Source organism: Vibrio syngnathi, from assembly GCF_002119525.1.
GTDB lineage: Bacteria > Pseudomonadota > Gammaproteobacteria > Enterobacterales > Vibrionaceae > Vibrio > Vibrio syngnathi.
Genome location: NZ_CP017917.1, coordinates 1,124,664 through 1,136,691, shown reverse-complemented (window position 1 = coordinate 1,136,691; position 12,028 = coordinate 1,124,664). Strand labels below are relative to the sequence as shown.

12 protein-coding genes and 1 riboswitch are annotated in these 12,028 nt (G+C 45.1%); of the genes, 11 read left to right on the top strand and 1 reads right to left on the bottom strand.

What is annotated here, in order from left to right:
• Positions 1-449: 449 nt before the first annotated feature.
• The gene (locus K08M4_RS19825; protein ID WP_086051159.1) at positions 450-1,124 is read right to left on the bottom strand and encodes a glutathione S-transferase family protein; all 675 of its coding nucleotides are present in this window, start codon (positions 1,122-1,124) and stop codon (positions 450-452) included.
• 496 nt (positions 1,125-1,620) lie between these two features.
• Here K08M4_RS19825 and K08M4_RS19820 point away from each other — a divergent pair, with 496 nt between their 5' ends.
• From K08M4_RS19820 to thiM, 11 genes are all read left to right on the top strand, one after another.
• Positions 1,621-2,718 carry a YdcF family protein gene (locus K08M4_RS19820; RefSeq protein ID WP_086051158.1) on the top strand — a complete coding sequence of 366 codons (1,098 nt, stop codon included), beginning with the start codon at positions 1,621-1,623 and terminating at the stop codon, positions 2,716-2,718.
• Between the two features lie 130 nt (positions 2,719-2,848).
• A complete protein-coding gene (locus tag K08M4_RS19815) occupies positions 2,849-3,100 on the top strand; it encodes a DUF2999 family protein (protein WP_009844829.1) in 252 nt (83 codons plus the stop codon).
• 422 nt (positions 3,101-3,522) lie between these two features.
• Positions 3,523-4,551 carry a DUF4382 domain-containing protein gene (locus K08M4_RS19810; protein ID WP_086051157.1) on the top strand — a complete coding sequence of 343 codons (1,029 nt, stop codon included), beginning with the start codon at positions 3,523-3,525 and terminating at the stop codon, positions 4,549-4,551.
• A gap of 179 nt (positions 4,552-4,730) precedes the next feature.
• Entirely contained in the window at positions 4,731-5,459 is a 729-nt protein-coding gene (locus tag K08M4_RS19805; protein ID WP_086051156.1) for a helix-turn-helix domain-containing protein, read from the top strand.
• Positions 5,460-5,544: 85 nt separating this feature from the next.
• A complete protein-coding gene (locus K08M4_RS19800) occupies positions 5,545-6,462 on the top strand; it encodes a DMT family transporter (protein ID WP_086051155.1) in 918 nt (305 codons plus the stop codon).
• A gap of 98 nt (positions 6,463-6,560) precedes the next feature.
• Positions 6,561-6,672: riboswitch (TPP riboswitch) on the top strand.
• A gap of 96 nt (positions 6,673-6,768) precedes the next feature.
• Positions 6,769-7,677: a bifunctional hydroxymethylpyrimidine kinase/phosphomethylpyrimidine kinase gene (thiD, locus tag K08M4_RS19795; RefSeq protein WP_086051154.1), complete on the top strand. Its 909-nt coding sequence runs from the start codon at positions 6,769-6,771 to the stop codon at positions 7,675-7,677.
• Positions 7,667-8,446, top strand: a complete 780-nt coding sequence (locus K08M4_RS19790) for an ABC transporter ATP-binding protein (protein WP_086051153.1) — start codon at positions 7,667-7,669, stop codon at positions 8,444-8,446. The genes thiD and K08M4_RS19790 overlap by 11 nt, the downstream gene beginning before the upstream one ends.
• Complete coding sequence (locus tag K08M4_RS19785) at positions 8,439-9,254, top strand: ABC transporter permease (RefSeq protein ID WP_086051152.1); 816 nt, start codon at positions 8,439-8,441, stop codon at positions 9,252-9,254. Before K08M4_RS19790 ends, K08M4_RS19785 begins: the two co-directional genes overlap by 8 nt.
• Before the next feature lie 134 nt (positions 9,255-9,388).
• Positions 9,389-10,345, top strand: coding sequence for an ABC transporter substrate-binding protein (locus tag K08M4_RS19780; protein WP_086051151.1), 957 nt, complete (start codon positions 9,389-9,391; stop codon positions 10,343-10,345).
• An 8-nt stretch (positions 10,346-10,353) separates the two neighbouring features.
• A complete protein-coding gene (gene tenA / locus K08M4_RS19775; RefSeq protein WP_086051150.1) occupies positions 10,354-11,022 on the top strand; it encodes a thiaminase II in 669 nt (222 codons plus the stop codon).
• A 70-nt stretch (positions 11,023-11,092) separates the two neighbouring features.
• The gene (gene thiM, locus K08M4_RS19770) at positions 11,093-11,878 is read left to right on the top strand and encodes a hydroxyethylthiazole kinase (RefSeq protein WP_086051149.1); all 786 of its coding nucleotides are present in this window, start codon (positions 11,093-11,095) and stop codon (positions 11,876-11,878) included.
• Positions 11,879-12,028: the final 150 nt, after the last annotated feature.

Sequence of the window (12,028 nt, the reverse complement as noted above, 5' to 3'; positions counted from 1 at the left end):
ATAAGTAAGAGATAAACGAGAATCACCCAGCAAGTCAATGAATTTATTGCACTTGATGTCATAATTAACAACAAGCAAGCTTTCACATTTTTGAGTAACTCAAAATGTTGCTATACCCTATTGGGCGAAGTCGTGGGAATGACCCCAAGTGAATACCGTAAAAGTAAAGCTCAACAGTCTAAGTAAGATTCACTATTAATATTGAATATCTAAGAGCCAACTTTGCCGTACATGAAGTAATTCATAATTTGCTAAATTAACAGGTTCGCTAACTTGGAAATGTCCAGAAATGTGTTTGATAGAAGTGGGTAATAACGAATGTTGAACCTTGGTATCAATCCCAAAAAGACTATCAACGTGTGATTATTCAACAGAAAGAGCCGCTTTTTAGCGGCTCTTTCTGTTTGGATTTTAGCTATTACTCAGTAGAGCGCTAACTTTCAATTCTTCTACTTCGCGTAATTCGAAGGAAACAGTGCTCGTTTCGCCTCTTCATCACGTTCGGTTTTAAACTCAATGCTTTTGCCGATTTCGCGAGCACGCAGTGCAGCAGGGCGGGCGTTGATTGCATCGAACCAGCGCTTCAAGTTCGGGTAAGGTTCTAGGCCTTCTTCACCAAGCACGAAAGGTGCTTTATCAATCCAACCCCATGCAGCAACATCGACAATGGTGTACTCATTTCCGACGATAAATTCACGACCTTCCATATGTTTCTCTAACACTTCGTAGTGACGTTGTGCTTCACGTAGGTAACGGTTCACAGCGTAGTCTAGGCCTGCTGGTGCAGCATGACGGAAGTGTACCGATTGACCTGAATAAGGACCAAGGCCGCTCGCGATAAACATCATCCAAGAGAGCAGTTCGGCTCTGTCTTCTGGTTGTCCACCAAGCTTGCCAGTCTTCTCTGACAGATACAGAAGGATGGCGTTAGAATCGAATACACGCTGTCCATCGTCTTCAATGGCTGGTGTTTTACCGTTCGGGTTAATCAAACGATATTCCGGTGTGTGTTGCTCGCCTTTTAAGGTATCGACAGGAACAAGTTCAAAATCTAGGCCTGTCTCTTCTAGAAACAGAGCGATCTTCATTGGGTTGGGTGTTTGGTGAAAATAGAACTTAAGCATGGGGTAACTCCTTGTATTGGTGATTCATTAAAGCACTGCTTGAACGGTCGTTCAATAATTAATTTTAATTTATTTGAAAACCGGTTGATGCGTGTTTTAAATCTATGCGCTTAAAACTTCGTTGTTAGAGCGAGAATGGAATCGAGCGATTCAGTGTGTTGGATTTTAAGTTTTTGAAAAAATGAGCTTAAAGTTGCTGTTTAGGCGTGTTGTTTTTTGTGGAGTTTGGATTTGTGATGGGTGGTTTTTGGTGGAATAGGGCGTATGGAATCCGCAGTTAGATATTCCAAAATGATCGGTTAATTCTCCTTTAAACCAAAATTATCTCGATACACAGGCTTATTGGTAAGTTCAAAATCGTGATCTGTTGCCACATCTTATGCAACAAATGAATATTAACCTTGGAGAGTAAGGTTTGGTTCACGGTTTTTTAATCTTGGGGGCTTACATTGGGGAGCAAATCTGATGTGAACACTTAACGACACAGGATCTTTCCATGAAAAAGAACATTATCGCGCTCGCTCTTGGTGGCATGCTTGCTTTTGGCGCAACACCTTATTCTTTTGCCGCTAACGATGGCGCAGTACAAGCTTCAGCAGATTACGCGCAGTTGGTGACTAAGCGACAAGTTGTCGACCAATTACTTCTTGATGCGTTGCAGGCGTTTAAGTCTCCGGCAAGAATTTCTCACGCGGGCTTCACGGCTAAAATGCCAAGCAACATGGAAATTGTGACTAACCGATTGTTAGAAGCGTACCAGCTAGAACCTTACCGTATTGATTTGTTGATCTCGGCAGCGAACGCTCAGATCTACAACAAGAACGCAGAGCGCGCTATTGAGTTGTTTGAACAAGCACTGACGGTTGCGCCAGACGATGTCGACCTTCATGCGTATCTAGCGGTTTGGCAGCGATTTGAAGGCAATGACAGTGAATCGAAGAAGCACATGGAGAAACTGGAAAGCCTGAATAAAGGTAAAGCAGAAGACATCAAACGTATTTTTGCAACGGTCGACCGCGTGTTAGAAACACCGCTTAAAGAGTCTGCAGATAAGGGACTGTTGAGCGACCACGGTGCCATCGTCACTTTGGGTTACGCGCTTAACCCTGATGGTTCTATGCATGAGATCTTGATTGAACGTCTTGAAACGACATTAGCAATGTCGAAAGCGAACCCAGACGCGATGATCGTGTTAACCGGCGGCGTGCCTAAGAACCATAAGACAGAAGGTAAGTTAATGGCGGATTGGCTTATCTCAAAAGGGGTAAGCAAAGACCGCATCATTGAAGAGAACTACGCGACCAGCACGGTAGGCAATGCCTTATTCAGTAGCTATGCGCTTGCTCGCCATGATATTAAGCACGCGACCATTATTAGCTCGGCAAGCCATGTTCGTCGTGGTCAAACTCTGTTTGAAATTGCTAGCTGGCAAACTGGCCCTCAGGGCATCACTTTTGATACGGTTTCTTACCCAGATAAGCCGTTAGAAGATCTTAAGAAAGCGAGCAGTGGTGAGCTTCTAGGCATCTACCGTGACGCTCTAAGAACCTATGGTATGTGGAGCTACCGCTCTTACCCATTGGAATCTCGTTAAGCCCAAGCATTATTTTCGTTTGGGAAAAGCACAGTTCATGTTAAACCAAAGCTTCACTTGCTAGTACAATCGAGCACAGCTAGATGGTATGCTGTGCTCCTACTTAATTTAGTGTTTCAAAGGCAAAAAAATGAACCCGATTTTAGCAATGTTGAAAGAGAACAATATTAGCGACGAGCAGATCAGCGAGATATTCAAGACGTTGACAGAGAACCCTCTTGCAGCAATGGCGACAATCAGCCAACTTGGTTTACCACAAGATAAGCTTCAAATGCTGATGGGTCAGGTAATGCAAAACCCTGCGCTAATCAAAGAAGCAGTTGAAGAGCTTGGCCTAGATTTTTCTAAGGTTGAAGCCGCTAAAGAGCAACTTCAAAAATAAGTGAGTTTGACTGAGCTGATATCGTCTTAGCTTAGTCAAAATTCAATGAAAAGGTCGTTTAAGTTCAGCAATAGGCTGTCTTAACGGCCTTTTTTGATCTTGGTGGCGATTTTTGACTTTGATTTGATGGCTTTCAATCATCCTCTCCGACTCTATACATACCGACCATTTCAACACAATTGACAGCACTTTTGCTAAATACGCATTGCTACTGATAATTTACTTACTAGACTTAATTAACCTATGTGCGACCTGATATGTGCACCTTGATGAACAGAGTTTTTGGATGAAGAAAGCCTTAAATAACAGGGCTAACTGATTTTGGCCATAAGCGCGGTTTGTCTATGAATCACATTAAGGAAAAGAATAAGAGGGCACTTAAACAAGCCCTTTATTGAGCAGTGATTTATAGGAAATTGATTATGAAGTATTTAAAGGAAACGGCTTTAGCGAGCCTTGTTTTGGCAGGGCTTGTTGGTTGTGGCGGAGACTCAGGTTCATCAAGCAGCACGACACCCATTACCTTGAGTGTGAGTGATGCGCCTATCGATGGTGTTAAAGATGTGACAGTGACATTCAGCAAGGTGGCTTTACTTCCGGGGCAGGGAGGTACGCCATTGGTTTATGACGTTTATAAAACGGACGACAATGGTAACTATGTTGACAAAAACGGTGATCCTTTGCCAGACGGTGAAGCCCCTATTCCACTCAGTATTAATTTATTGGATTACCAAGGCAGCGATGCACTTCCTTTGATTAAAAATGAGGTCATCCCGGTCGGCAGCTATAAGTTGTGTGTGTTTGCCCATGATGGCGACCACCCAACAACACCTTCTTACGTTATAGAGAACGATGATACGAACCGTCAGTTAACTGTGAAAGGTGAAGGCGCATGTCCGCAAGGTGTGGGTAAAGAAGATAACGCTGGTGTTCTGTATTTTAACAACTCATTCAATGTGAACCAACAGAGTAATGATTTTGTTGTTGAGTTCGATCTGAGACGCGGCTTAAAGAACAGTTCAAGTCTCCCTGATTACACCATTCAAAGAACATCTGTGAGCCTTATCAATACGGTTGAGACAGGAAACATTGAAGGTACTGTAGCGACAACAACTTTTGGAGCTTGTAACCCTACAAATGATAATACCTTCGTTCAATCGGTTTATTTGTATGAAGGTGACATCGTTAAAGCTGACATGGCACCAATTGGTGGTCCTACGGAGAAAAAACCGATCACTTCAGCGTCAGTGACATTGAATAAAGCGCAGACTAACTATGAGTTTTCTCTGGGCTTCATTGATCCAGGGACTTACTCTTTAGGCTATACCTGTACTGCACAGCATGACAGTGATGAAGACAATGCCGATCCGGTTGCTGATGGTTTTGAAATCTATGCTGTTGAAAATAGTGTTCAGATAGTGATTGGTCAAAACAGCCAAGTATCGTTTTAAATCTTTAACGTGATTTACCACTCTAATAAATACGGCCTCTCAATTAGAGTAGAGGCCGTTTTTGATCATGTCACCTAGCTAGCATGAATTTGATGCGCATTAAGTGTGACTCTAGGGAAGTGATAATGTAACGTTGTATCTCTTACTTTAACCTAGCGAAATGTACTCCGGCGTTGCTCATGAAATCTAGCTTAAGCATTCGATCTTACACCAAGCAATTTAATACTCATGCTCATGATGACCATCATCAATTGGTATTGCCGATCCAAGGCAGTATCAATATCGAAATGGTGGGGTATGTAGGCAAAGTGGCCGTGGGAGAATGTGTGGTGATTCCGGTAACCACAGCGCATGCGTTTAAGGCGGATGAAGCAGCGCGGTTTATTGTCGCGGATATGGCGGAGTTGCCGCAGCACTTGTTAGAGCATGAGCTCTCGGTTTTCACGATAACACCACCCTTAATGAGCTTCCTGCTGTTTGTTGAGAAGCAACTGGAATATCAGGTCGATAGTGGCATTGAGTCATCAATCTTGGATGTGTTTTCACTGCTCTTAGAGCAACAACAGGTCAGTAAGAGCGTCGACCCAAGAATCCGTGCGGTACAAAGGCTGATAGCGGATAATTACGCCCAACCTCTCTCTATATCTCAACTTGCAGAAACGGCCTGTTTGAGTCCCACTCAATTCAAAAAACGCTTCAAAGAGTGCCTGGGTATCAGCGCGCTTAAATACATCACTCGATATCGTATGGAGAAAGCGCAAGCCTTGTTAAGCCATACCGATTTACCGGTTCAGTTGATAGCCGAAAATGTGGGTTATAGTGATGTTTCTGCTTTCAGTCGTCGCTTCTCTCAGCACTTTGGAATGTCTCCAAGGGCGTTTCTAGGCTCAATGAAAGAGAGTCTTTAGAAACAATAATAGCGTCCTTTTGGCAAACTAACTTTTATCAATCTTCACTATTATCTATTTCAGAACTGAAAATTGGGTAATAGAAATGAATCTTGCCATCAATCGCGTTAACGAATTCCAAACGGGCACTTTAGCCATCTTGTTTGCTTCTATTTTATGGGGCACGACAGGCACCGCCGCAAGTTTTGCTCCTGATCTAAGCCCATTGGCGATTGGTGCTTTCTCTATGGGCGTCGGTGGTCTAATGCAAGCGGGCTTGGCGTATCGAGAAATCCTATTCGCTTTCGACAAACTTTTGCAGAACAAGAAGCTGTTGACAGTGAGCGCTTTGGCTTTGGCGATCTATCCTTTAGCTTTCTATTCTTCAATGAAATTATCAGGTGTGGCGATTGGTACCGTGGTTTCGATTGCTACCGCACCTTTCTTTTCCGCATTGCTAGAGTGTCTGATTAGCAAAAAGAATAATATCAACCGACGTTGGCTTACTAGCTTTGCGATTGGTGTGGTAGGTATTGGGTTGTTGGTGTTTTCAGAATCTTCATCGGCGAATGAATCCGGAGAGGATCTAAAGCTATTGGGCATTGCTTTAGGGTTGGTTGCTGGGTTGTGTTACGCCATTTATTCTTGGGCGACAAAAGCATTGATAGATAAAGGGATTAAGTCACAAGCGGCGATGGGCAGTATTTTTGGCCTCGGTGCGATGCTGTTGCTACCAACACTCTGGTTTACGGGTGATAACCTGTTCTCCTCGCAGATTAACGTATTAGTCATCAGTTATCTGACGTTAATCCCACAATGCTTGGGCTATATCGCGTTCAGTTTTGGTTTACGCCACGTGACCGCGAGTAGCGCCAATCTGCTGACTCTGTTTGAACCAGTAGTTGCAGCGGTGCTTGCCGTCTGCGTTGTCGGTGAGCTGATTCCCTTTACAGGTTGGCTAGGTATGTCTCTGATTGTGCTGTGCTTGTTTATACAGTCGAAGCCATCTAAAGGGACGTTATAAGTATTTGTTTTATAGAGCCTAATTGAAATTTATTCATGCGTAATTAGTATAATTGAATAAAATCAGTATCTCAGTTTTAAGAGTGCTGTTATTATCGCTATCAATAGTCGGGGGGCATATACCTTATTTGGTGTTTGCTGAGATCGTTAGTCGAGACCCGTTGAACCTGATTCAGTTAACACTGGCGTAGGGAACTATAAGCACTCGATCTACGTCTGCACCCATGAAAGCTTTCATGAGCCTAATGCGACTTCTCCTTCGATCGGTGTTCGTTCTCCTGCGTCTTGTAAGATAGTAGGAGCGACAATGACACACAGTTCTATTTCAAAAGATTTAACGCCAAAAGCCTCAACTCCAAAATCCTCAACACAGAAGCACTCTGCTGAAGACACGATTCGCACGAATACTCCGATTGTTTTAACCATCGCGGGTTCTGACAGTGGCGGCGGTGCCGGTATCCAAGCTGATATTAAAGCCATGTCTGCGACCGGTAGTTTCGCTTGTTCGGTGATTACCGCAATCACTTCCCAGAACACGCAAGGCGTTTCCGCCATTTTTCCTATTCCACTCGACCATGTCGCTAGCCAGTTAGATGCGGTTTTTACTGATCTCAATATCGTGGCAGTGAAAGTCGGCATGTTGGCCGATTCGCAAATCATCAAAGTCGTTGCAGACAAAATTAAGCAGTACCAACCTAAGCATCTTGTGATTGACCCTGTCATGGTCGCAACCAGTGGTGATCTGCTGTTAGAAAACTCGGCAATTACGACGCTAAAACAAGATCTGATTCCGCTGGCAGATATCATTACCCCTAATTTACCTGAAGGCGCAGCATTAACAGGCAAGCCGGTACCTGAAAGCGAAGCCGAAATGCAGGGCATGATTGAAGATTTACGCGCACTAGGTGCTAAAGCCGTTCTTCTCAAAGGCGGTCATTTAGAGAAAGATGAAAACAGTAACGATCTACTGATTCTCCCGACGACGTCTGCATTGATTAGCGCGAAGCGTTTCCCGACTAAAAACACTCACGGCACGGGCTGTACGCTTTCATCTGCCATTGCTTCTTTCTTGGCTCAGGGCAACACGCTGGCAGAAGCTGTTGACCTAGGCAAACAATACATTTCTCGCGCGATTGCTCATGCTGATGAGTTGCAAGTTGGTCAAGGTCATGGCCCGGTAAATCACTTCTTCGCTGGGCACGGTAATGTCCGTTAATACGATTGGCGTTCAACTCAGCAATGCCTCTTTACGTTATAACGACAGTGAGCACGCGACCTTGTCTGGGTTGTCGCTTAGCTTAAACGCAGGTAAGTGGACGGTATTGTTGGGTAGAAGTGGCTGCGGGAAAACCACGGTATTACGTTATCTGGCAGGCTTGTTGGACGACAAGGTAGAGTGGCAGGGCACATTGGCAACGTCCGATGAATTGCCTTTAACGGACCGCATCGCTTACATGGCGCAGCAAGATTTGTTACTGCCATGGTTGTCGGTTATCGACAATGTTTGCCTGAGTCATCGCTTTCAAAATTCCCCAGACAAGCATCAAAGCCAAGCATCCAATAAACAAGCTCAAACCAATCAAGCACTAGAGTTGTTAGCTGCGGTTGGTTTGGCTGATTATTCGAATGCGATGCCGGATCAGTTGTCTGGAGGCATGCGCCAGCGTGTCGCTTTGGCTCGAACCTTAATGCAAGACAAGCCAGTGGTGCTGATGGATGAGCCTTTCTCTGCGCTGGATGCGGTAACAAGACACAAGTTACAGAGCTTAGCGTGTGAACTGTTAAGAGATAAAACCGTTGTGTTGATTACTCATGACCCACAAGAAGCGGTGCGTTTGTCGGATAACCTGTATGTGTTGCAAGGCACGCCTGCGAGTGCTCACTCTTTATCTGTGCCTCACACGTCAACACCGCGAGTGCTAGATGGTGAATGTGCTGAGTTGCAACAAGCGATTTTAGAGCAGTTGGAGCGTGATTATGAATGATCTAACGCGAAGCGAAGCTGTGGCTCGTTCAAATAACACACAGATCACGACTAAGCGCCCTCGTCAGATGAATCCCGTTATGCGTTTGCTGATCAGCAGTGCTGTGATTCTCGGTTTATGGCAATTGGTGGTGGTTATCTTCGAGCTGCCTAGCTTCATTCTGCCAGCGCCTGCAGAAGTCTTTTTAAAACTTATTGAACGTTACGATGTGCTACTCAAACACACTTGGGTGACTGCGCAGGAGATCTTACTTGGTCTATTGCTCGGTTTATCCATGGGGCTGTTTTTCGCCCTGCAGATGTTGATGTTCGAACCGCTGAAACGCTGGTTGTTGCCTATCTTAATTGCTAGCCAAGCGATCCCTGTATTTGCGATTGCGCCAGTACTTATGCTTTGGCTTGGCTATGGCATCGCTTCAAAAGTGGTGATGGCGGCGATCATTATCTTCTTCCCTGTGACCACTTGCTGTTACGACGGTCTGCGTAATACACCGACAGGTTATCTTGATCTTGCTAAGACGATGGGTGCATCGAAATGGCAATTGCTCCGCTATATCCAATTGCTTGCTGCATTGCCAACATTGGCGTCTGGCATTCGTGTTGCTGTGGTGATTGCCCCAATTGGTGCAGTTGTCGGCGAGTGGGTCGGTTCGAGTGAAGGGCTAGGTTACTTAATGCTGCAAGCCAACGCGCGCATGATCATCAATGAGATGTTTGCGGCCTTGTTCATCTTGGCGGTGCTGTCCATCTCTCTCTATTTTGTCACCGATAAATTACTCAAAAAAGCTATCCCTTGGGAAAACCAGTGATGGCTTGGTCAATAAGATTTTGTTCGATAAATCTTAGTTCCACACTCTTTATCTAAACATAAATTTTACTAACGCAATATTGCTCAACTTAAGTTCTATACATAAGAATAGTATTCAAAAGGAAAGGTTTAACTGTGAAAAATACAAAATTATTAGGTGCAGTGGCACTGCTTGCTTCGCTAGTTTCAGGTCATGCATTGGCGGATTCTGAACAAAAGAAACTGACACTGATGTTGGATTGGTTTGTGAACCCGAACCACGGCCCAATTGTGATTGCTCAAGAGCGTGGCTATTTTGCTGACCAAGGCTTAGACATTGAAATTCAAGAGCCAGCAGACCCAAGCACGCCAGCAAAATTGGTTGCTGCCGGTAAAGTCGACCTCGCAGTCACTTACCAACCAAGTTTAACCATGGACGTGGCGGCAGGGTTGCCTCTGGTTCGTGCATCAACCCTTATTGCGACACCACTGAATACACTGATGGTGCTGGATAACGGCAAGAATGATTCGCTAGCGGATTTGAAAGGCAAGAAGATCGGTATCGCGATTGCAGGAAATGAAGAAGCGACCATTGGCACCATGCTAGCACAAGAAAATGTAGCGTTTACAGACGTGCAAACCATCAACGTTGGTTGGGCACTTTCATCTTCATTGGCATCGGGCAAGGTAGATGCCATTTGGGGTGGCTTACGTAACTTCGAAACTAACCAGTTAGCGCTTGAAGGCTTTAAAGCGAAGGCTTTCTTCCCAGAAGAGCACGGTGTGCCAGCTTACGATGAGCTTATCTTTGTTGCGAACGCAAAGCAGCATGACGATGAAGCGATCAAAGCGTTCAACAAAGCATTGGAGCAAGCAACAACTTACATTGTGAATCACCCACAAGAGTCATGGAGCGAGTTTGTCGCGTATTCTCCAGATACGTTGAATAACGAACTTAACCAACGCGCATGGAACGATACGCTGACTCGTTTTGCGCTTCGCCCTTCTGCTGTTGACCTGAAACGTTACGACGATTACGCACAGTTCATGTTCGACAAAGGCATTATCAAATCACTACCAAAAGCCGCTGACTACGTACCGACTTTTGACTAAGGAATCTCATGAAATACCAAGACTTAATCCAAGCCTGTCAGCAAGATTGGCAAGACTACACCGAGCATGATTTTGTTAAAACGTTGGCGAGCGGCACACTCGCTCAGCCGTGTTTTCTGCACTATCTCAAGCAAGATTTCCTGTTTTTGAAGCAGTATGCTCGTGCTTATGCATTGGCAATTTACAAGGCTAAAACCTTAGCTGATATGCGCCGTGCACTGCCAAGTGTTCATGCTCTGCTAGATTCTGAAATCTCTCACCACGTGACTTACTGTGGTCAATGGGGTTTAACCGAATCTGACTTGGAAAACGAGCCGGAAGATTTCGGCACAGTCGCTTACACGCGTTACGTTCTAGATGCGGGTATGACGGGCGACCTTGTCGATCTTTACGCCGCACTGGCTCCTTGTTCGATTGGTTATGCCGTGATTGGTAAAGCATTATTAGAAAGCAGTGATACTGTTTTAGAAGGCAACCCATATGCTAGCTGGCTACAACTTTACGGCGGAGAAGAGTTTCAGTCTGGCGTAGCAACGGGCGCGGAATACTTCAATCAACTACTGGCTGAAATTGATATTAACAGCGAGCGCGGCCAGAACATCGTTCATATATTTAAAACCGCAACGCGTATGGAAGTGGCCTTTTGGCAGCAAGGGCTGAATGCTCGAGATGATTAACCACGGCTAAACCTTGTCGCTAGCCTACCTGCAGCGGCTTAAAACGACTTTCACGAATAAGGATTTACCCATGCTAACTGAACAAATCATCCAATCGTTGCGCGCAGTACGAGAGCAAAAACCACTGGTTGTGAACATCACCAACTACGTCGTGATGAACAATACGGCCAATGCGTTATTGGCGATTGGCGCTTCACCTATCATGGCGCACTCACAACAAGAACTGGCTGAGATGATGTCTTTCTCTGGCGGGCTTGTGATTAACATTGGCACACTTGATAGTGTTTGGACGCCAAGAATGCGCTTTGCTGTTGAGCAAGCGAACGCGAACAACAAGGTTGTGGTTCTTGACCCGGTGGGTTGTGGCGCAAGTACGCTGCGTACCGAGACTTCTCGTGAAATTGCCCGCTTAGCCGACAAGTTGATCATTCGTGGTAACGCGTCTGAGGTTATCGCGTTAGCGGGCGAACAAGCGCAGAGCAAAGGCGTTGATGCGCTAGATAGCAGTGATGCCGCATTAGGCGCAGCGCAATGCTTAGTCGCGGAATACGGTGCCAATGTGGTGATTTCTGGTGAGACAGATTATGTTGTCACTAAAGACAGCGTTGTTACGTTAAATAACGGACATCCAATGATGCCGTATGTGACAGGCATGGGTTGTACCTTAACGGCATTGACGGGCGCTTTCGCTGCTGTTGGTGATGACAGTGGTTTGGCGGCAGCGGCGGTATTGGGTGTGGTTGGTGAAATTGCTGCTGAGAACTCTCGCGGCCCGGGTAGTTTGCAGATGAACCTGCTTGATGAACTTTATCAATTAGATGAAGAGACACTGATTCAACGTCTGAAGATTCAGTAGGTTCAATCTAGTTCTAAGTTCTAAGTTCTAAGTTCTAAGTTCTAAGTTTGCCCATTATCGAGTTTAAATTATCTCGTTTATTAAAAATCCCCCAACACATATGTGCTGGGGGATTTTCTATTTATGACTCGGAACTATGTCAGCTGTGTT